General features: G+C 43.1%; 21 protein-coding genes. 2 read left to right on the top strand and 19 right to left on the bottom strand.

Annotated features, from left to right (window positions below; translation table 11 throughout):
* Positions 1–162: 162 nt before the first annotated feature.
* A complete protein-coding gene (solA, locus tag ABLT31_RS07060) occupies positions 163–1,386 on the bottom strand; it encodes an N-methyl-L-tryptophan oxidase (RefSeq protein WP_367750084.1) in 1,224 nt (407 codons plus the stop codon).
* 295 nt (positions 1,387–1,681) lie between these two features.
* Between solA and ABLT31_RS07055 the strand changes: the two genes are divergently transcribed.
* A complete protein-coding gene (locus ABLT31_RS07055; RefSeq protein WP_367750082.1) occupies positions 1,682–2,587 on the top strand; it encodes an NlpC/P60 family protein in 906 nt (301 codons plus the stop codon).
* 188 nt (positions 2,588–2,775) lie between these two features.
* Here the strand turns inward: ABLT31_RS07055 and ABLT31_RS07050 are convergent, their stop codons facing one another.
* Positions 2,776–3,591, bottom strand: a complete 816-nt coding sequence (locus tag ABLT31_RS07050; protein WP_367750080.1) for an alpha/beta hydrolase — start codon at positions 3,589–3,591, stop codon at positions 2,776–2,778.
* Positions 3,592–3,762: 171 nt separating this feature from the next.
* Between ABLT31_RS07050 and ABLT31_RS07045 the strand changes: the two genes are divergently transcribed.
* The gene (locus ABLT31_RS07045; RefSeq protein ID WP_367750078.1) at positions 3,763–4,617 is read left to right on the top strand and encodes a DUF72 domain-containing protein; all 855 of its coding nucleotides are present in this window, start codon (positions 3,763–3,765) and stop codon (positions 4,615–4,617) included.
* Positions 4,618–4,666: 49 nt separating this feature from the next.
* Here ABLT31_RS07045 and ABLT31_RS07040 read toward each other — a convergent pair whose 3' ends face one another.
* The 17 genes from ABLT31_RS07040 to ABLT31_RS06960 form a co-directional block, all read right to left on the bottom strand.
* Positions 4,667–5,335 carry an oxidoreductase gene (locus ABLT31_RS07040; protein WP_367750076.1) on the bottom strand — a complete coding sequence of 223 codons (669 nt, stop codon included), beginning with the start codon at positions 5,333–5,335 and terminating at the stop codon, positions 4,667–4,669.
* A gap of 95 nt (positions 5,336–5,430) precedes the next feature.
* Complete coding sequence (locus ABLT31_RS07035; protein WP_367750075.1) at positions 5,431–6,384, bottom strand: glutaminase; 954 nt, start codon at positions 6,382–6,384, stop codon at positions 5,431–5,433.
* 208 nt (positions 6,385–6,592) lie between these two features.
* Entirely contained in the window at positions 6,593–7,336 is a 744-nt protein-coding gene (locus ABLT31_RS07030; protein WP_367750073.1) for an ABC transporter ATP-binding protein, read from the bottom strand.
* 1 nt (position 7,337) lies between these two features.
* Positions 7,338–8,024, bottom strand: a complete 687-nt coding sequence (locus tag ABLT31_RS07025; RefSeq protein WP_367750071.1) for an ABC transporter permease — start codon at positions 8,022–8,024, stop codon at positions 7,338–7,340.
* An 11-nt stretch (positions 8,025–8,035) separates the two neighbouring features.
* A complete protein-coding gene (locus ABLT31_RS07020) occupies positions 8,036–8,974 on the bottom strand; it encodes a substrate-binding domain-containing protein (RefSeq protein WP_367750069.1) in 939 nt (312 codons plus the stop codon).
* Positions 8,975–9,263: 289 nt separating this feature from the next.
* Complete coding sequence (locus tag ABLT31_RS07015; RefSeq protein WP_367750068.1) at positions 9,264–9,623, bottom strand: Lin0512 family protein; 360 nt, start codon at positions 9,621–9,623, stop codon at positions 9,264–9,266.
* A gap of 43 nt (positions 9,624–9,666) precedes the next feature.
* Complete coding sequence (hprK, locus tag ABLT31_RS07010) at positions 9,667–10,575, bottom strand: HPr(Ser) kinase/phosphatase (RefSeq protein ID WP_367750066.1); 909 nt, start codon at positions 10,573–10,575, stop codon at positions 9,667–9,669.
* Between the two features lie 134 nt (positions 10,576–10,709).
* The gene (locus ABLT31_RS07005) at positions 10,710–12,065 is read right to left on the bottom strand and encodes a hemolysin family protein (RefSeq protein ID WP_367750064.1); all 1,356 of its coding nucleotides are present in this window, start codon (positions 12,063–12,065) and stop codon (positions 10,710–10,712) included.
* Positions 12,066–12,438: 373 nt separating this feature from the next.
* On the bottom strand, positions 12,439–13,350 hold the full coding sequence (locus ABLT31_RS07000) for a DMT family transporter (RefSeq protein ID WP_367750062.1): 912 nt from the start codon (positions 13,348–13,350) through the stop codon (positions 12,439–12,441).
* 225 nt (positions 13,351–13,575) lie between these two features.
* A complete protein-coding gene (locus ABLT31_RS06995) occupies positions 13,576–14,247 on the bottom strand; it encodes a GNAT family N-acetyltransferase (RefSeq protein ID WP_367750060.1) in 672 nt (223 codons plus the stop codon).
* Between the two features lie 16 nt (positions 14,248–14,263).
* On the bottom strand, positions 14,264–14,944 hold the full coding sequence (locus ABLT31_RS06990; protein WP_367750059.1) for a GNAT family N-acetyltransferase: 681 nt from the start codon (positions 14,942–14,944) through the stop codon (positions 14,264–14,266).
* Between the two features lie 32 nt (positions 14,945–14,976).
* Positions 14,977–15,834 (bottom strand): carbon-nitrogen hydrolase family protein, encoded by an 858-nt coding sequence (locus tag ABLT31_RS06985; RefSeq protein WP_367750057.1) that lies wholly within the window; start codon positions 15,832–15,834, stop codon positions 14,977–14,979.
* A 157-nt stretch (positions 15,835–15,991) separates the two neighbouring features.
* On the bottom strand, positions 15,992–16,378 hold the full coding sequence (locus ABLT31_RS06980) for a hypothetical protein (RefSeq protein WP_367750055.1): 387 nt from the start codon (positions 16,376–16,378) through the stop codon (positions 15,992–15,994).
* A 69-nt stretch (positions 16,379–16,447) separates the two neighbouring features.
* Positions 16,448–17,668, bottom strand: a complete 1,221-nt coding sequence (locus ABLT31_RS06975; RefSeq protein ID WP_367750053.1) for a benzoate/H(+) symporter BenE family transporter — start codon at positions 17,666–17,668, stop codon at positions 16,448–16,450.
* A 66-nt stretch (positions 17,669–17,734) separates the two neighbouring features.
* Positions 17,735–18,361 (bottom strand): protein kinase family protein, encoded by a 627-nt coding sequence (locus tag ABLT31_RS06970; RefSeq protein WP_367750051.1) that lies wholly within the window; start codon positions 18,359–18,361, stop codon positions 17,735–17,737.
* A gap of 46 nt (positions 18,362–18,407) precedes the next feature.
* Positions 18,408–18,800, bottom strand: coding sequence for a DUF350 domain-containing protein (locus ABLT31_RS06965; RefSeq protein ID WP_462976473.1), 393 nt, complete (start codon positions 18,798–18,800; stop codon positions 18,408–18,410).
* Positions 18,801–18,826: 26 nt separating this feature from the next.
* The gene (locus ABLT31_RS06960; RefSeq protein WP_367750048.1) at positions 18,827–20,110 is read right to left on the bottom strand and encodes a glutathionylspermidine synthase family protein; all 1,284 of its coding nucleotides are present in this window, start codon (positions 20,108–20,110) and stop codon (positions 18,827–18,829) included.
* Between the last annotated feature and the right edge of the window lie 3 nt (positions 20,111–20,113).

Here is a 20,113-nt window from a genome sequence, read left to right as displayed (position 1 = left end):
CACTGACTCATTCATTCATAATTCCAATCTATCTAACGGGCGACAGGTTCGCTGTCCCGCATTAAACTTAATATGGAATTTCACATTTTAGACATATTTACTAGTATAGTATCATGAGAACGCCTACATCTCAATAGTAATTTTAAAAAGTTAGGAATGATGTTAAACGAACCTTGCCAAGGAAAAAAGGGATAAATCGATGTTCGCCTTTCCATCGATCAAAATCTCACTCAAGGCCTCTCCTATGGCACTTGCAAACTTAAATCCGTGGCCAGAAAAACCTGCAGCAATGAAAACATGCTGATATTCCGGATGTTGATCGATAACAAAGTGCTCGTCAGGGGTCACAGTATAAAGACAAGTAGATCCCTTTGCAAGTGGACCAGATGCTGCAGGCATGTAGGCATTCAGACATTGGCGAAGGTCTTGCTCATCTTCCGGATAACTTCCAAAAGGTAAAATACTTTCGCCAGTCCGTATCCGCTGCCCGCCATCATGGCGACCAATCTTTAGTCCCCCACCGTCAAAATCCGGAAAACCGTAATAATCGGTTTTCCCTTTCGTAATCACAAATCCCGGGAAAGCCGGATGGCGAAATTCCATCCCTTTCGTGTGAAACCAGCCTACGGTTTTTCGGACCACGCGCAAGGGAAGGGATAGATTCTTTAGCAGGTGGGCATTGCCAGCACCGGAACTCAACAAAAGCTTATCAGCAAAAAAGGTCTGATCCTTGGTATGGACTTCTACACCATGAGAACCGTAGATTATTTTTTCGGCAGGAGTATGCGTAAACAAGGCTGCTCCTTCTCGCTTGGCTAACATGCGATAGCCGTGTATCGCTTTTTCGGGTGCAAGGATCCCTGCATTGACTTCGAGTATCGCTTTCGCCGATTCCGGCAAAACAAATCCTGGCCATCGCCGAAGAATCTCATCTCTGGAGAAACATTCAACGGGCAAGGAATGTTCCTGTGCTGCTTTCACTTTAGCTTCCAATGAAGCATGATCGTCTATCGAAACACTTAATACACCCGTTGGATTCAATATCTGGTGGGCTGTTTCCGCCTCTAGTTCCTTCCATAGGCCCAAAGATCGAAGGGCTAGGGGAACATAAGGAATTTGATCCTGGTAAGCGTAACGGAATAAACGAGTTTCACCATGATGACTTCCCTGAACATGAGGAGGGTCATTTGAATCCACCAAGATCGTTTGAATTCCCCTTTTAGCTAAGAAATATCCAGCTGCCATCCCCATCGACCCTGCGCCGATGATTAAGACCTCGCAATGGTGTGTAGACAATAAAATCAGCTCCTTGTCAAATAACAGATGGTACCACTCGGCAAAGTAGTACTTTGTGCTCTTTCTGCCAGTCCTTTCCTTCGGTACCATTTACTATAACCCGCTATTCTTCTCTAAACAAGAGAGTTTCAAAAAGATAGCTTCCTTTGATCCCCTACCCAACGAAAAATTTAATAGTTTTAGTAAATCATGGAAGTTGTTCATATTTATTGAACAATTGTTACTTCTCTGCTAAACTATTAAACAAATAGAAATAAAGTAAAAATCTAGGAATTATGTAAGATCTCTTACATTTTTCTAGTATTTACGTTTGGTTAGTTGCTAAAGTTGGACATGCCAAGGGACAAGGAAATCTACTAAATTTTACATCCAAGGAGTGACAACTATGAAAAAGTCAAAAATTCTAAGTCTATTGCTAGCAGGGGGGATTGTTTTCTCATCTTTCACCCCAACTTATGCTGCTACATCGAATCAAATTGCTGAATCTGCTCAGAAATACATAGGATATTCCCTGAAATACTATACGGCCGGTGATTTTATTCAATATACGCTAAAGGGTGTCGGCATTTCTGCTTCCGATAACTTGTCTACGCTTTATAGTCAAGGAACGCCCGTCTCGCTATCTAATTTAAAAAAGGGTGACGTTGCTTTTTTTGGGTCTAGCAGCTCCAATTTAATTGCTTCCGGCGTATATCTTGGAAACAGTCAAATTGCAGTAGCTTATAAACCTTTCGGGAGTGTAAAGGTCCTCTCTACGAATGATTCCATTGTTAAAAATAACTTCGTCGGGCTTAGAAGCTTTGCGTCTAGTGTAGAATCTTCCCCAGCACCAAAGCAGCCTACCGACTCTAGCGTCCAGGACGCACTTATCAAGGCTGGTTTAAAGTATTTAGGAACACCGTATGAATATGGATCTAGCCGCAGTAATACCAATACTTTTGACTGCTCCGATTTTGTTCGCCAAGTATACCTTGACGGTGTAGGTCTAGATATAGGACGAGGTGGTGCTACCTCTCATTATAAGTATCTGAAGAGTATGGGAGCGGAAATCAAAACGGATTGGCGTGATTTAGAAGTTGGGGATATTATGTTCTTCATGCCTTATAAGGGGACTTCCAAATCGAACTATACGAGTGACCGGGATAGCATCGGACACAATGGAATCTACATGGGAGATGGAAAAGTACTACATACCTATTCCAAAGATTCTGGCGGGGTAAGAATCGATTCTATCGTCAACCGCCACTGGGAGTTCCGCTTTATTGGCGGAGGCAGCCCTTTGAAACAATAGATTTTTGGTAAAAATAAGAGGGTGTCCCAAAACTAATTTTTGGGGGCACCCTCTCCTTTTAATTTCTACCGATCCTACCAAGTAGACCACAACCGAATCTAATCCTTCCGCCAAAGGGCCAACGCAAAAAAAGGCTGATCCGTCAAACTCGCTTTTATTGACCATTGGGACAGCCTCCTCACCTTTTGTTAAATTGCTTCTACACTTCTTTTCTCCATGGTATAGGTGTTCTTCAATAGCCATTGCAGCGATAGCTTATATAAGGCCTTCGATCCTTCTAAAGAGCTGAAAGTATGATCAGCACCTGGGATCAACTCTTTTACAGCACTACTGCTGCTGCCTCGCTTAAAAGCATGCTGGTACAATGCGCAATAGTCGGAGGGAATCACTTCGTCTTTTGTCCCGTGGGCTACAAATACATCCCCCTGAAACGTCTTACACTTTTCTAACGGTACAAACGATTTAAGTGAATCCAGGAAAATATTTGTTAAGGCATATCCTTCGTGATCAATATATGGAACGGTTTTGGTTTTATCACATTCCTCCTGTCCAATAATTTGAACAATATCGTGGAAAGGATGACCTACCGCCGACCACATCATCAGCTTTTTGATACGCTCATCCACACTTGCTGTAAGGGCTGCAACGGCTCCTCCCAAACTATGACCTAATAAAATGATCTGGTTTTTGTCTACACCCGGGATGCTTGCGCCATACCCGATAACATCTCTAGTCTGTTGGATAAAACGCCCAAACTCATAGGATCCATATTCCCCATGGCTCTCTCCGCAACCTTCGTAATCAAATCGCAATACCGCAAAGCCTTGGGAGGCAAACTCACGAGCTGCTTTTACAAATAATCGATTAACGCCGATTCTATTTCCTACAAAGCCGTGACAAATGATAACTAAAGGAACCCTCCCCTCTGCTTTCTGATTAATGGGGAAATGTAGAGTAGCTGCTAACTGAACATGGGAGCTTTGAATCTGAACGTTTTGTTCCAAGACGAACCCTCCTAGATTAAGGATGTTATAACCACAAACATCCTTTTTGTGATGTCCTTATTATAATACATATAATCCCGATAAGTAAAGTAGGAATTTGCGCGAATAGGAACTTTAGCTTTTCCTGTGCTATACTTATTTTATTAAAAACTTAGATAAGGAAGATGGAAGATGAAGATTCGGGTCGGTCTCACCGGCTGGGGTGATCACGATGATTTATACCAGGATGGCGTTCCTGCGCAAAAAAAACTGGAAAGATACGCTGAGCATTTTTCCGTTGTGGAGGTTGACAGTTCCTTTTATGCCGTACAGCCTACTAGAAATTATGAAAAATGGGTAAAGGAGACTCCCCCTGATTTCTCTTTTATAATCAAAGCCTATCAAGGAATGACCGGACATTTGCGCGGGAAGAATCCATTTTCGTCCTCTCATGACATGTTCCAGGCTTTTATTGAATCCATCCAACCTGTAGCAGAGAGCAGCAAGCTAAAAGCGGTACTCTTCCAGTTTCCGCCTTGGTTCGACTGTACAAGACCGAATGTGGATGCTTTGAAATATATAAAAAGTAAAATGAACGAAATGCCCCTTGCGCTGGAGTTTCGCCATCAATCCTGGTTCACCCCGGAGATGAGAGAAAAGACTCTAGCGTTCATGAGCAAAGAGGGCTGGATTCATAGCATTTGTGATGAGCCCCAGGCGGGAGCAGATTCTGTTCCTATTGTATTGCATCCTACGTGTCAGCAGCTTACGATTGTCCGTTTTCATGGTCGCAACGCGGAAGGCTGGAGCCAGTCAGGGAATGCAAATTGGAGAGAAATCCGTTACCTGTACAACTATAGTCGTGAAGAATTAGCAGAGTGGGCAAACCGAATGGAACAAATAAAAAGTAGGACAGATGAAATTTGTCTCTTGTTTAACAACAATTCAGGCGGACATGCCGCATCCAACGCTAAGGAAATGATGGGTCTCCTTGGGATGGATTATCCAGCTCTACCTGTTCCTCCTCAGCAACTGGAGCTTTTCTGAAAATTTCCATGAAGACTTTGGGGGCTCCCGCCATTCCCACTTCCCCCAATCATTTTCTGGATTCCAGCATTATGTGCATCTGATTATTTTCAAAAATATGAGTACCAGGTAAAAAAGTTTGTGCCATGAGGGCCATTGCCTTAGCTACATCCCCTGCATCAATCGGACGGTACTTAGCCAATGCTCCTGCAAATAGAAAAGAAAGCGGTTGAGTGATCCATCCTGCTAGCCTTTCCCCCAGTCGGAACTCTTTTCGCGGTCCAAGCAAGAGCGATGGTCGAAAGATTAAAAATGAAGGAAGATTCAACTCTTGGACCGCTTTCTCCAGTTCCCCTTTTACCCGGTTATAAAATACCGATGAACTCGCATTCGCTCCGAGAGCTGAAACCAAAAGAAACCGTTTCGCCTTCATTGCCTTAGACATTTGAGCAGCTAGCAACGGAAAGGAAAAATCCACTTGTTTAAATTTCTCTTTCGTTCTGGCCTTTTTGATAGTCGTCCCTAAACAGCAGAAAACATCATCTACCGCAAAGACTTCCTCCATATCTGCCATCTTGCTGAAGTCATCCAAGACAATGGAAACCAATTTCGGATGGGTCATCGACACGGGGTCTCTCACTAAGATCGTTACTTTATCATAATTGTTGTCCGTTAGCAGCAGCTGCAACACGTGTTGCCCAACCAACCCAGTTGCACCAAGAATTAGAGCTTGTTTCATGCGATCTATAACTTCCTCTCTCCATCAAATACTTCTTCTATGTTATCATAACCTAGCCAACTCAAGTTGGTATTTGGCGAGGTTGCCGTGTACTGCTAAAAGATGTTGAAGTCCCACTCATCCGATAGATGCTGAAGGAGTTTTACCCCTGCAGCACTATTGCCGTATTCATCAATGGCCGGACCATAGATTCCGATCCCGCAGCCATTTCGGAAAGGCATTTCTTGAGAACGCAAGCGAGGAGGCATACAACACATGATTCCCCCAGATACTCCACTCTTTGCAGGCAGACCAACAAAGGCAGCAAATTTGCCAGAAGCGTTATACATGCCGCAAGTCAGCATAATTGCCTTGGTGAGGCGAGCGATATTTTTCGAAAGAATCCGTTCCCCACGCAACGGATGGTACCCATCATGGGCTAGAACTAGACCAATGGTAGCCAGGTCCTCCAATGTGACCTCTATGGAGCAATGCTTTAAATAAACCTCCAAGGCCTCTTCTACACTCGTCTCCAGAAAGCCGGTTTCCATTAAATAATAAGCTAGTGCCCGATTTCGGTTAGCTGTACGCCATTCCGACTCAAATACTTCCATATTGATATCGGGACGCCTGCCCAGGATATTATTTAATAGAACTAAGACGGAATCCAATTTTTCCTCTGGCATTTGTCCTGGCAAGATCGAAGCGATGGTAAGAGCTCCGGCGTTGATCATTGGATTAAACGGTTTTCCAAGCTCGTGAACCTCCAGACGAATAATGGAGTCGAAAGCATCTCCCGTAGGCTCTACATCAACCCTTTTCAATACCTTCTCCATTCCGTGGGCCAAGCAAGCGGTCATAAAGCTTACAATCTTGGAGATGCTTTGCATCGTAAAGGGAACCTCTGACTCTCCTGCCCCCCATTTAGCCCCTTCCGAACCTATGATACATATCCCCAGATGATCAGGATTCGCTTTTTGTAATGCGGGAATATAATCTGCCACTTTACCTTCTTTTGCATATGAACGAAACTGCTGTATCCATTCCCTAAGCTGTGCGCGATGCTCCATGTGACCTCCCGAATCTTTTATTCTTTTTCATATATTCCCCCTCCTCTGGCAAACTATCCAATAGTTTCCTTTATCATGCAAGTAAAAACCAAAAAAGGATGCTTAGCAAGCATCCTTATCATGATCTTTCTAGTGAAATACAGTTAGTATGGCAATGCCAATGGAGCACAAAGACCCTCCAGGGTTTGGAGGGGATATAAGCTAAACTTTAATAGATCATTCTTCCTGATATAAAATCCGCCATTTCTTGTACAGGAGGGGATTCAAAGAACTGATCCTTCTTTTGTTTTTCAAACACTTTTCCTTGATTTATAAAAATGATTTCATCCCCTATCCGCTTGGCTTGCTGCAGATTATGGGTCACCATCACTACGGTTACTCCAATTCTGTCATGGATCTGATTGACGGCATTTTCTATAATTTCAATATTGATTGGGTCTAAATTAGAAGTCGGCTCATCAAGCAAAAGCAACTTGGGTTCTATAACAAGAGCGCGAGCCAGCGCAATTCGCTGCGCTTCCCCACCGGATAGTGTTGTAGCACGTCGCTTCGCATATCCTGCAAGGCCAACGGCATTTAGGACTTCCTCTATTCGTTCCTCTGATTGGCTTTTTTTCATTTTACGGTACTTCAAACCCATGGCAATGTTTTCTTCTACGGTCATATCAAACATAATGGGCTTTTGCGATACATACACCATTTGACGTTGGATATGAAGCTGTTTACTGCGAGTATATCCTTTTTCCGAAAAGGGTTCTTCAAACAATTTCAGACTTCCGCTTGACGGCAGCTCCAATAAGTTAGTCAGTCTCAGGAATGTACTTTTGCCTGAACCGCTAGGTCCAACTACCGCGTATCGTTTTCCGGCTTGAATATCCAAATGCTGAACGGATAAAACATCTTTATGGTCAAACGTGACTTTTAGTTGGCGATACTCTGCTAGATTCAACATATTATCCTCTCCCGCTGCCTTGTATCCCCCTAAGCATCCCTACTAATAGAAAACTATTAATGGCAAAACTAATAAGAAGCAGAACGATTCCCAAGGTAAGGCCTACCTCAAAATTACCTTTTCTCGTTTCTAAAATGATGGCTGTGGTCATCACCCGGGTGTGGCCTTCGATATTCCCCCCCACTAACATGACCGCACCCACTTCAGAAATTGCCCTTCCAAAAGCAGTCGCCACGGCGGCCCAGATTCCCTTCCTTGACTCCTTGACTAGCGCCCATACCATTTGCAAGCGATTAGCTCCTAAACTCTGTGCAGTCTCAGCAAAAAAACGTTCCTTAGAGTAGACCGCGGTAAGTGTAAGTCCCGTGATAATAGGGGTTACCAGGATGATTTGGGCCAGGACCATGGCGGATGGTGTAAATAAGAGCTCCCAGCCCCCTAGGATGCCTTGTCTAGATAACAGCAAATAAACAACAACACCTATAAGAACAGGCGGAAAGCCCATCATCGTGTAAATGAGAGCAATGATGAGCTTTCTTCCTGGAAAGGAAAAAAGCCCAATCACCGCGCCAAGCGGTATGCCTAATAGCATCCCGATTATCACGGCAGTAGCGGAAACTTGCAAGGATAGCAAAATGACAGCTATAACATCCGGATTCTGAAATACCTCTACGAATTCACTCCACATATCAACCTCGCTTAGCTTATGTTTTCGATAATGATCTCTCCTAAGCGAGAAAAATCATAGCCTTCAAATTCGTGCAAGCTCTTGCGGAAGTCCAGGGAACACAATATGGAGTAAAAGAGTTCCCAGACCTCTTGATTTTGTGGCGTAAGCCTGACAATTAAATCAAAGCGCTCTTCAGCAAGAGGAATAAACGTGAGCCCCATCCTTGCGGCTGCACTCTCAATGCCCAGCGTAACATCTGCAGCCCCGCGAGCTACCGCAGAGGCACTGGCAAAATGATTCCATTCCTCGTTTTCATATCCCATGACGTCAGCTGTAGCGATTCCTTTTTTACTTAAATGATGATCTAGCAAAAAACGTGTTCCTGATCCTTTTTGCCGATTAACAAATCGGATGTCTCCACGGGTTAGGTCAGTCCAATCCTTTATCTTCTTAGGATTCTCCCTTGCTACGATAAAGCCTTGGTTACGCTTAGCCAAGTGTACCACTCGGATAGGTTCCTGTATAAAAATGCGTTCGATAAATGGAATATTATAGTCTCCCGTATGGGGATCTAATAAATGGATGGCGGCAACGTCTGTCAATCCTCTATGTAGCATCATTAGCCCTTCTAAGCTTCCGATATAACTGGCATGCAAAGAAAGCGAGGGAGAATTTGTGCTTAAATATTGTACTAGGTGCTCTACCAAAAAGTCGTGGCTGCCAGCAAGGCGGAGTATGGCGCTTGGGTGGTTGATCGGTCTGGGTTGGGCCCCTTCAGAAGTAGGCTCCACAGAGGAAGGCCCCTTCTTCATTTCGATGAACGCTTGTAAATCTTCTTGATCTACTCGAACTTTATTCCCTATTCTGTAGGATCGGAGCTCTCCCCTCTTAACCATTTCATATACCGTGTACTTTGAAATTTTAAGGAGTTTCGCTACCTCTTCGGGCGTATATGTCTCATCCCCCATCATCTCTTTCCCCCCTTAGGTAAATCATTTATGTCCAAATAATATGATAGATTTATCTGCTAGTCAATGAAGTCTTGTTCTTTCTTCTTCATTTTAATTAGTTTAAATGAGTTTTTGTTATGTTAAATAATAATAGCCCTATTCCTAAGATAGCTTAAGGGAATAGGGCTATATTGTATGTCATTTAGCTTTCTCTTTGGATGATATTAATAGGCAAGCTTAAATCCTCACAGAATTCTTCGGCACATTCTAGTTCGCTCGGGCTTTCTGGACTATAACAGTTTTCTTCTTAATAACCTACTTCTACGGATGCGATGACGACATAAGCCAGGTCATTTTTATCCTCTTTTTCTGCAATAACTACACCGCTTGTCGTCAACATTCCGCCGTCCACTACTTCAAAGCTTACTTGCCCATACGGCAATTCCGCTTCTACAGCAGACAAATCCAATTTATCCTTGTCAGCCGGAACGGCTAACCTAACATGCACTTTCATATTATGAAGATCGTTTCCGGGAAGGACCGAACGCAATCCCGGCATCGAATTATGGTGTATCGCATTTTGAACCGCTCTTACGGCTGCCTTGGTCACGTTCTGGCCATGCAAATCGATTCCCATCCCGATTTCAATAAACATCACTTTATCCATAGTCCTGCTCCTTATCTGATGTATTGTATAGGTTTGACTACTCTTAGCCCAGCATTAGCCGATTTTCGAATTCTGCAAGTGCATCATAGCCTTGTTGCTGGAGTCTCCAATTTTTAGCTGCTGTCGTGATTAAGCCTGCGACATCACGTCCAGGCCTGACGGGTATTTCAATGTGCCGGATGGTTACATCCAAGTAGGTTACCGTATGCTTTTCAAAACCGAGCGCATCATAGTGATGCTTGTCCTTCCAGGGCGAAAGAAGAATATCGAGATTGACTTCCGTTTCGTCCTGAACGGACCCGGTTCCATGCATTCTTGGAATGTCGACCAAGCCGATGCCTCGCAGGGAGAGAAAACCGCTATTGCTCTGATTATGTGTCCCTATGATAGTCTCTGGGTCGATCTGTTTTAGGATGACCAGATCGTCGGAAACTAGACGGTGTCCTCTTTCGACTAAAGCTAAAGCGGCTTCGCTTTTTCCGATGCCACTATCACCGCGAAGGAGAATCCCCACCCCAAAGACATTCAAGCAAACCCCGTGAACTCCGATTTCTTTAGCAAGTGATTTTTCTAGAAAATTATTGACTTTTGATATAAATTTCGTTGTCTTCTGACTGGTTCGGAGCAGGGGAATGCCTTCTTCCATACAGTGTTTCTCAAAATAAGTAAGGCCTTCCTGCTCTCGGGTAATAATGAAGCAAGGCGGATGAAGTCTCACTACATTCCCTATCCGCCGATCTCTTTCTTCATGGGTTAACGAGTGCAAATAGTCAATCTCTTGCCTGCCTAAGAGTTGAATGCGGTTATTCGGAAAATATTCGATAAACCCTGTGAATTCTAGTCCTGGGCGATGGATGTCATCCTCAGTGATTTGTCTGTCAAGCCCTGATTCCCCAGCTAAAACCTCTAGTTGAAATTTGTCGACTAGGTCTTTAATTTGTATTTTTTTCATTTCGTTTTCCTTTCTTCACGAGCGATTCTTTTCTATTATACAAGAAGTTATAAATTCTGAAAGTGAAAAAAAGCCCTGAAGAAATCTCGAAAGATCTCTTTTGGGCTTTCGCTATGCCTATAAAGTTGTATTACTTATGTGGTTGCGGTATCAATAACAGAGGTAATACTCTTCCCATTTTCCATTTCTTTTTCATCGATTTCTTCCAGATATCTAATTTTCCGAACTTGAATGCGATTGATTCTATGGTGGTCAATATCGGTAATGGTAAATTCATACCCGTCGTATTCCACTTTATGATCCAAATGAGGTTGTTTGCCTATGATAGAGTAAATCCAGCCCCCAAGCGTATCAATATGGTCTGTTTCAATATTGAAGCCAAATACTTGGTTGGCGTCATCGATCAGGAGTCTTCCGTCAACAGAATAGCAATCTTTTCCTTCCTCTTCAATCGGGAGGGGATCCTCGTCAAACTCATCTTGAATTTCACCGACGATTTCCTCAATAATATCCTCGATGGTTAACAGACCCGCTGTTCCCCCATACTCATCAACCACAATGGCTAACTGCATCCGATTCTTTTGCATCATTCTTAAGATCTCGCTAATCGGCATGGATTCAGGGATTGCGATCACTTCACGGATCACTTGGCTAATGTCCTTGTGTTCGCCATGCGATACCGTGGCAAATAAATCCTTGATATGAACGAATCCGATAATATTATCCTTGTCAGGATCACACACTGGATAACGAGTCATTTGTTCGCTAAGGGCAATCTCAAGATTTTCCTCAAACGTATTCTGTGTATATAAACAAACCATGTCAGTTCGCGGAATCATTGTCTCCCTTGCATTTCTTTCAGAGAAGTCAAATATATTGTCAACCAGAACCATTTCCGTCTTATTAATAAAACCGTTTTTATGACTTTCTTGCATTAGAATCCGGATTTCATCTTCTGTATGAGCTGCTTCATGTTCAGCAACGACCCGCAGTCCTACTAATCGCAATAATTGATTGGCTGTTCCATTTAAGAACCAAATAAACGGATACATCAATTTATGAAAAGCAATTAAAGGACCTGCAGTCCACAGTGTGACCGCCTCTGATTTCTGAATAGCCATGGATTTCGGTGCCAATTCCCCAATGACGATGTGAAGAAACGTAATAATCGAGAAGGCAATGGCAAAGGCAACCGCATGAATGGCTGTAGCTGAAAATCCAAAGTCCATGAGGAACGGCTCGATGATTTTGGCAATTGCAGGTTCACCCACCCACCCTAGCCCTAATGAGGCAAGCGTGATTCCGAGCTGGCAAGCAGATAAGTAAGCGTCAAGATTGCTGGTCAGTTTTTGGGCAAGTTTTGCCTTCCCATTCCCTTCTGAAGCTAAGCTTTCTAAACGTGTGCTTCTTACCTTCACCATGGCAAACTCAGCAGCCACAAAAAAACCGTTTAAAAGTACAAGAAAACCAACTAGAATAAGATTGAACAAAAGTTCCGGTTCAGGATCCAATAACGTTCTATTTACCCCGTCATTCGGAGTAAATAGTTACACCTCCCTATAGATGATATAATTTTGTATTTACATCTATTGTAAATAATAAATCGTAGCTGCTTCAAGGACCATTAGAATGTATATCAAGGCATATAGAGTCAAATAATCTGATTTTTGACCATTTTATTCGGCAAGAAACACAAAATGAGTGGATTACCCTGATTTACTTAACAATCCTTTCTTTTTTCCTTTTGGCAAATACTTTTCTTGCGAAGTGATGAAACTTCCCTCCTTAATTTTGAATGATATCTATTCTTATGATTGTAGTATTTTGTCTTATGATTATTTTCTGAACTTTTCACCCGGCACATTACAGTGCTTCTGCCTCACGGCTTTCTTTTAGTGACTCCCCCGTTTTAATTTGTTTACTGGTTAAATAAACACCGGTAAATACAGAAATACCGCCGAATAATTGAATGAGTGTAATTTGCTCACCAAGAATAATGCTGGTGATTGCTGTAAAAACGGTAATAAGATTTAGGAAAATACCACAACGGCTAGGTCCGATGTCACGAACAGCCAGGTTCCATAGCAAGAACGAACCCACGGTAGGAAATAATCCCATGTATAGAATCCCCGTTTTCGCTGATGAACTTATTTCTCCTAACGGAACCCACGCGGATGAAGCAAAAGGAAGCATAAGCAGCAGTCCGATCATCACGGTCATCGCGGTGGCCGCAATCGGCGGGATCTGAGGGATGGTCCTTCCAATGATAGAGTAGAAGGTCCATACCAGGATGGCGGCCAACATGAGCAAATCCCCCATGTTATATTGGATCCGAAAGAGCTCAAGAAGCTGCCCTCGCGTAAGTATAAGAAGAACCCCGAATAGAGAAATGGCAAAGCCGAGAATATTCAGCTTGCTTAGCTTCTCTTTTAATAAAATGACCGAAAAAATCACGATTACCGCAGGGTTAAGGGCATTGACTAATGAGGCGTTCAACGGACTCGTATACATTAATGCCTGATAAAGCAGCATATTGTAGCCAATCACCCCAAGCAAGCTCATCGCACCTAACACCTTCCAGTGCTTCCAAAGCCTATTCCACTTGGGCCGCTCGATAAAGTGAGCCATAGGAAAAAGAAAGCATAGGGCAATAAGCCACCTTACAAACGTCATTTGAATCGGTGATACCTCAGTAACAACATACTTCCCATAAACATAATTCCCAGCCCAAAACAAATTTGCCAACACTAAAAATAGAAGAGTTTTTCGCTTCATTCACATTTCCTCTCTAGAACGTTTTCTAATTTTTTCACTATACCATATCCCGCTCTTTACCTGATAGAACACTTGTATAAAAAAAGCTTCATTGAAGCTAATACTGGGTAGCCAGACCACTCTTGGAGGAAGCTTTTTATGCTTCTGGGAAAGTTAAGTTTACTTTCCCATCCAGAAAAAAAAGACACCTAGTTTCCTAGTGTGTCCTTGATAAAAAAATCTCTATTATATTGGCAGCAAAGGTATGGATGCCTTTGTTTTTAAATTTTCCACCATCTCGTACCACGATTTCGGCTTATTCGGTAACACTGTATAGTAGCGCTCCAAAAATTTAACGATTAATTCAGACTCTAGCTGATCCTGTTCTTCGTTGGTTGGCATAAAACCGAGATCAAGACCCGTGACCGCTTCACCATCGTTGTTCCAGGAGGGGTGCACATACGCAAAGTCAAGGCGCTTATAGCCCAGGTGGGATAAAACCTCTCGGCGAACATAAGGATCCATCGGCTTCATGCCGCCAAATGCGTGCTCCTCCACTTGATAAGGATCATAGATTTCCGCAAACATTCCATATAATTCCGTTCCATTGGCTCTAGCCAAGGTTTCTAGGTCTAGCTGTCGCTTCCGGGCCAAGAAACGCCCAATTCCTAGTCCCGCTTGTCCAATAATAGTAAAATCGGTCATAGCCACATTGAAGTCGTCATAATAACGATACTCCGTAGCCCCAACTACTTTTCCATCATGGATTGCCACAAAAACACGGATACCCGGGTCTTCCAGCGGTTCTTTCCACAGGCCGAATTCTAAAACCTCTTCTGGAGGAAAGATTTCTTGCATTAGTTGATGCATACTCTTGAACAAAGGATCTTGAATACTCGTTATTCTATGGTATTCCATAACTGCATTGACTCCTTTAATTGGATGAATTTGATCTATAGAAAGGATTCTTCCATTCCATGAGCGTACCGAAGTTGCAGGATTCTTCATCCTCCAGATAATTAGTAACCACTTTCACGGGGGTACGTCCGCAGCGAAGCAGGAAGGTTATGACAGGATCCTTCAAATCTCCTTTGACGACAGCATCCAGATACTGTTCAGCTGTCATTTCTCCCGCTTTTTTATAGTAGCCCGGCATTCTGCCGCCACCTAGCAGACGTTCCAAACCGTTATGTATAACCACATCATACATAGAAAACATGAGCCACTTTCCTAAGCCCAGTTTTCTAAAACTGGGTCGAACGCTAATATCGACAACATAAAGCGTATCCCCATCGGGTCTATGGTTCCGGATATAGCCATTATCGGTAATTTCTTCCCAAGCATGATCAGGATAATCGGGATCAAAGTCTACGAGCAATCCGGTCATAGAGCCAGCGATTTCTCCATCCACTTCCATGCATAATGCACCTTGAGGAAACAATGTCACATGATTTCGCAATTGTTCCGTGTTCCACCACAGTTCAGATGGAAAAGGAGGCGGAAAGCTTTCCTGTTGAATCCGGATCAGACCAGCGAAATCTTTTTCCTCATAGTTGCGGATGACAGCCGGGACACTCCGGTCCTGGTCGAAAACAAAAAACTCCTTGCGATACATGTTATCCCTCCCCGTTAGCCGATTGTCCGGCTTTACTTCCAATCCGTGTAAAGATCTGTCCTGCGGTCACGCCAAGTCGTCACGGAACCGCTCTCCCGGACTTGATAAAGCAAATCCAAATCGAGATCAGCCGTAACGATCATATCCTGATTGATCTCTCCTTCAACTAGGATCCCATGCTGTGGAAAGGGAATATCATTCGGTGTAATAATGGCTGCCTGCCCGAAATTCGCTCGCATAAAGTCAACTGTTGGAAGTGAACCTACGGTCCCAGTGGTGACGACATAGATTTGATTCTCTATTGTCCTGGCATGACACGAATAGCGAACACGATGGAATCCATGTCGATCATCTGTGCAGGAAGGGCAGAATATAACGTCAGCCCCTTTGGCTTTAGCCATCCGTACAATTTCCGGGAATTCGATGTCATAACAGGTGAGCAAGGCTATTGTTCCTTTATCTGTTTCGAAAACCTGCAGCTCTTCGCCCGCAGTCATTTTCCATTCCTTCACTTCCGTCGGCGTAATATGAAGTTTTGGCTGCTCAACAACCCTTCCATTGGGATAAAACATATGGGCTACATTATATAATCGGTCTTCTTTTCGCGTAACGTGCGTTCCTCCAATGATATGCATCTTCGTTTGCTTGGCAAAGGAGGAAAACAAGTCCCGGTACTGTTCCGTAAAATCAGGCAAATCATTTATAGTGAGGGCCTGTCCTTGGCTGTCACCGATGGACATCAACTGCGTAGTAAAGAATTCGGGAAATAAAACGAACTCAGCACCAAACTCCTCAGCCGTCTTGATATAGTGCTCGGATTGTTTGGCGAATTCATCAAAGGAATGGATCGTGTGAAGGTGATACTGTACAGCAGATACCCTAAGTTTCATTAAATAACCTCCTTTGCAGTTTTTAAAAAAATACCATTACTTTATTATTAGAGTTTATATGTATAAATTCAAGTATATATTTAATTGTAAGAGAGTTCTAACGGATATCAAAAAGGCAGTCCTTATACCCTTAATTCTGACTGACTGCCTTATCGATCTAACTCCCTTGTTCTTGAAGCTCTTTAATTTTCGTTATCCAATCTCGGAAACTATTATATTCATTCGGATCAAACTTAAAGTATTCTTTGATGAGCTGAATCGATTTGCGTTCCCCAGGCCGATACACACCGTCCGAAAAAATTAACCTCAAGAGCTCTATCAATGCAATGTGCTTAGACCTCTCGCTTTGAAAATAACTAAGAGCTTCTTCCATAGGCATATGTTGTATTTTATACTCCTCGATGTACATTTCAGCTGCGTATTCCTCTAATAAGATTTCTTTCGCAGGGGTTAAACAGTCATCAACGGAGGCTATCCGGTGCGCTAGCTCTAAGAATGCAATTTTCTCTTCAAAATTCAGTTCAAATAAAAACAATGATAACAACCCACTCTCTTCTCTTCTTAATAGCTTCCCCGCGGGGAAATATTTATACGTTCTACGAATGATTTCGAGTTATGTTTCGATATTCTTTTCTAATGTTGCGGCAATCGCAGCGCCGAACAGCAACGCCCATACAGGTGCGCTTATGTGGAAAAAAGATACATTGGATAAGGCAATAACAAACGCTGTAAGGGAGCTCATGGAATAATTTCTTCCGCTAAAACCTAATTTTAAGTTGGATAAAAGAACACCAATTAATGAAAATCCAGTCAGTATGGAAATGAGGGGATGAGGCAGGGATTGGATGAAAGGAACAATCTTCCAAGAAAAAAGTCCAAATATCATCATCCCGATTCCTGACAAGATCGAAGCAACATATCGCTTGGACTTTGGACCAGAATCCGGGCTGGAACATATGGCTGTCATCATCCCGGCAATATTCGCACATTGTCCGCCAAAGAAAGCCGTTATCATGGAAAAAAGTCCACTAGCGCTGACAATTTTCCGTATGGGCGGGCGATACCCCATGCTTTCTAATGCCCCAACTCCAGGGGCAGCATCATTGCTGAGTATCAGCATGGCCAGTGGGATAGCCAGGCTGATCAGCCCCATCCAAGTGAATTCCGGTGACTGAAAAGTTGGAAAAGGGGCCGCGCTGATTTCTTCTTTCATTTCCAGCCCCTGCGTCCCTAGTAACATAAGTATAGCCACAACGATGGCACCCAATGCGGGAGGCAGCTGTTTACTAAATTTTATCAGAATAAAGTAAGAAATTAAGGCCGTTCCTCCAATGATTGGCATTTCCTTGACAGCAGGGATTAGACGAACGACAAAACTGGCCACTAAGCCCGCTAGCATGGCCGAAATCACTTCTTTCGGCACCCATTTGATGATTCTTGTAAACAAACCGGAAATGCCGAGAAGGAAAATCAGCAAACCGGACATAAGAAAACCACCTATTAATTGAGGGTAGGTGAATTGGGCCGTGATTGCCGCCAGAAAAGCAATTCCTGTCAAGGAATGTCCACCAGTTATTGGCAAACGGTTGCGCATCGCCATCATAACACCAAACAAACCGCCAAAAAAGTTAACCGCAAACATCCAATTGACTGTTTGCTGGTCGGTTAAGCCTCCATAAGCTGCAGCTTCCAAAATAATCATGGCCGGTCCCGTCATAATCAGGGTGGCAGAGATAAGTCCTGTTGATACATTTTGTGAAGTAGCATCCGCAAGTACGCTTCTAGTTAAACGCCCCTGCGGCATGCTGCTCTTGTATGTTTTTGGCAACTCCATCATTTCCGCTCCTGTTAGATGCATAAGTATTATAGAACTAGACCCATTATACAAAATCGGTCCGTATTATACTATTTCCTTTTTCATCAGGAGAAGATTCTTCTTATATAAGGAGGAAATCAGATTCAGGATAAAAGCCGGGATTTTCTTCGGAAAAAAAGGCAGATGATAAAAACGGTAGAATGCTGTTTTCAAGTCATCCCATTGCCGACAGTTCTTATTCTGTCTAAACCGGGCAACATCGATAATCTTCACCTCCCCTTTACTTGTAATGATAATATTTCGAAGGTGAATATCCGAAGGATTAAGTCCCCTTTCCCTTGCAATCGATAACGCCTTATCGACTTCTTTCACTTTTTCTTCGGTAATAACGATTCCTTTGCGTAAGTGCTCAAATAAAGTATCACCTTCGATATAATCAAGAACCAAGTAATTGGGGCCTACCTGGTAGATGGAAGGGAAATAGGGGATCCCCTTAAGCTCCCGATAGATGGCCCCCTCTTCTTGTGCCCAGTGGACATGCGAAGGGAAAAAGATTTTCATTGCCTTATCTGTTGATTGGATTCGATAGACAAATGCACTTCTTCCCATACCTACCAATTTTAAGGTAGGGTCTTTTTCCACTACCTTAAAAAACCGAAATCCCTTTCTTTCGAATTTCACGCTGTGAACAAGCTCTGCAAATGATATCAAGTGGAAAAATCCCTCCTAAGATCCTGTCAACCATGCTATTCGGTTCCTACATCAATATGGTTCCCAATATAAATGAAGTTCCAATAATAACTGCACTTAATAAACGGGCTACGGCTTTATTTCCTTTGGAAATTTCCTCGCATACTTTAAACTTCGGTGTGAGAAAATCGAAAAGCACATAAACTAAACTTAATACGACCATTCCGACAAGGGACCAGGTTACCATAGCTAACCAGGAATGACTGCTGAAGGATACCATAGCGACAATAATTGAAAGCCCGAGCAGTTTGCTGCCCAAATAGATTCCAGCGGCTTCATTTCCCTTTTGGATTTCGGCCATGTCATCAAAGCGAGTTAGTTTGCTGAACACAAACGACCCTGTTAATAAAATAATCATGATCAAAACAATTCCGATACCAATATTTAAAATGTCAAACATAGCCATCATCAATCCTTCCGTTTTTTCTACAATGCGGCAGGCGCAAAATAAGCAAGATTCCCAGTCACCTTATTGCCGATGCGCGGCAGAAGGCCAGCGTATTGTCCCCCCATTACAAAAACTCCGGTAAGCAGGTATCCGCAAAATTCTCCTTCCTCTGTCCTCACATTAATCTGCTCCAGTTGTTCCCTTCGCTGATAAATCCGAATCTGATCATTATAGTAGGCATCACACACTACGGAATCCAAGGTTTTCTCATCCCCATCTGAACTCTCCGGTTCGCCTGCCTGGTTGTAAAGCAAGGTTCCTTTTCCTTCCCGTCCAAATAAAGCTTTCGAAACATAGGGTAGGCTTTTCTCATGAAATACATTTTCATCAAAATACGTTGGGAGAAAGTAACGCTCTATTACAGCATATTCTTCTTCATCAAATACTTTGGGAAGGACCTTCCGCTTTTCAAATAAGGACCAAATGATAGCCATTAATCCCTTGGATTGAGTGATAATACTTTGTGCTGGATTGATGATGGCTAACTTCTGCTTTCTAACCAAATCAAGAATTTCTTCCCCAGTCGCAAATCCTTCTCCGTCCCTATCGTATACCAGATATTCCAAAGGATAAAGCCGGTACCAGATATCTACTTTTTCCCCATCAGCAAACAGCCCCACACCAGGTTGAACTTCTAGTTTCTCCAGTGATACAAAACGAGCTGGGAAACCTGCCTGGCAAACTTGTTCCATGAGATACATCGTGTTGCAAAAATCCTCTTCATGCCACTCATAACAGGAAAAAACGATTTCGCCCGTAAAACCTTGCTCTCTGTAATAGGCAAGAAGTGAGCTGAATGCTTGGCGAATTGAAATATCCATTGGTTCTGAAGGGTTTTGAAAAGCTGGAACTTGCTTAATCATGGAGTCAGCCAGATAAGCTGCCTCAGGGATGCCGGTTGGTGTATCTGTATTATTTTCAATCAGTTTAAAGGTCCCATTGTTGACAATCCAGTCCTGCCGTGAAACCCCATGATAGGGAACTTCCATTCTAGCCGCTGGGATCAAGCGGGGATGAATCCCCAATTGATTAATCAGCAGGGTGTCCGGAAGGTATCGCTGAACAAAACGCAGCGCCTTTCGGTATATGCGATCTGCTTGCTCTGAAGCTACCTGCAAGGTACGATATTCATTTCTTCGATAATGCACTAAAGAGGAAAGGCAATATTCCTTACCATACATCCGATGATAGGGAATGCGGACTCCGCGCTCTCCAGCAAACAATTCGTCATGAGTGGGCAGAAGTGAAATGATCCGGTTCATCTT

The organism is Ammoniphilus soli, assembly GCF_040813775.1.
Note: the sequence above shows the minus strand (reverse complement) of the source record. Positions and strands in the feature narration are given on the sequence as shown.

What these genes read in the sequence shown, in the direction of transcription:
- ABLT31_RS07055 (WP_367750082.1), top strand. Translation starts at nt 1,682, where the DNA reads ATGAAAAAGTCAAAAATTCTAAGTCTATTGCTAGCAGGGGGGATTGTT.
- ABLT31_RS07040 (WP_367750076.1), bottom strand. Translation starts at nt 5,335, where the DNA reads ATGAAACAAGCTCTAATTCTTGGTGCAACTGGGTTGGTTGGGCAACAC.
- ABLT31_RS06975 (WP_367750053.1), bottom strand. Translation starts at nt 17,668, where the DNA reads ATGGAGTTGCCAAAAACATACAAGAGCAGCATGCCGCAGGGGCGTTTA.
- ABLT31_RS07000 (WP_367750062.1), bottom strand. Translation starts at nt 13,350, where the DNA reads ATGAAGCGAAAAACTCTTCTATTTTTAGTGTTGGCAAATTTGTTTTGG.
- ABLT31_RS07020 (WP_367750069.1), bottom strand. Translation starts at nt 8,974, where the DNA reads ATGGGGGATGAGACATATACGCCCGAAGAGGTAGCGAAACTCCTTAAA.
- solA (WP_367750084.1), bottom strand. Translation starts at nt 1,386, where the DNA reads ATGGTACCGAAGGAAAGGACTGGCAGAAAGAGCACAAAGTACTACTTT.
- ABLT31_RS06990 (WP_367750059.1), bottom strand. Translation starts at nt 14,944, where the DNA reads ATGTATCGCAAGGAGTTTTTTGTTTTCGACCAGGACCGGAGTGTCCCG.
- ABLT31_RS07025 (WP_367750071.1), bottom strand. Translation starts at nt 8,024, where the DNA reads ATGTGGAGTGAATTCGTAGAGGTATTTCAGAATCCGGATGTTATAGCT.
- hprK (WP_367750066.1), bottom strand. Translation starts at nt 10,575, where the DNA reads ATGAAAAAAATACAAATTAAAGACCTAGTCGACAAATTTCAACTAGAG.
- ABLT31_RS07015 (WP_367750068.1), bottom strand. Translation starts at nt 9,623, where the DNA reads ATGGATAAAGTGATGTTTATTGAAATCGGGATGGGAATCGATTTGCAT.
- ABLT31_RS07035 (WP_367750075.1), bottom strand. Translation starts at nt 6,384, where the DNA reads ATGGAGCATCGCGCACAGCTTAGGGAATGGATACAGCAGTTTCGTTCA.
- ABLT31_RS06995 (WP_367750060.1), bottom strand. Translation starts at nt 14,247, where the DNA reads ATGGAATACCATAGAATAACGAGTATTCAAGATCCTTTGTTCAAGAGT.
- ABLT31_RS06965 (WP_462976473.1), bottom strand. Translation starts at nt 18,800, where the DNA reads ATGTTTGACATTTTAAATATTGGTATCGGAATTGTTTTGATCATGATT.
- ABLT31_RS06960 (WP_367750048.1), bottom strand. Translation starts at nt 20,110, where the DNA reads ATGAACCGGATCATTTCACTTCTGCCCACTCATGACGAATTGTTTGCT.
- ABLT31_RS06985 (WP_367750057.1), bottom strand. Translation starts at nt 15,834, where the DNA reads ATGAAACTTAGGGTATCTGCTGTACAGTATCACCTTCACACGATCCAT.
- ABLT31_RS07030 (WP_367750073.1), bottom strand. Translation starts at nt 7,336, where the DNA reads ATGTTGAATCTAGCAGAGTATCGCCAACTAAAAGTCACGTTTGACCAT.
- ABLT31_RS07045 (WP_367750078.1), top strand. Translation starts at nt 3,763, where the DNA reads ATGAAGATTCGGGTCGGTCTCACCGGCTGGGGTGATCACGATGATTTA.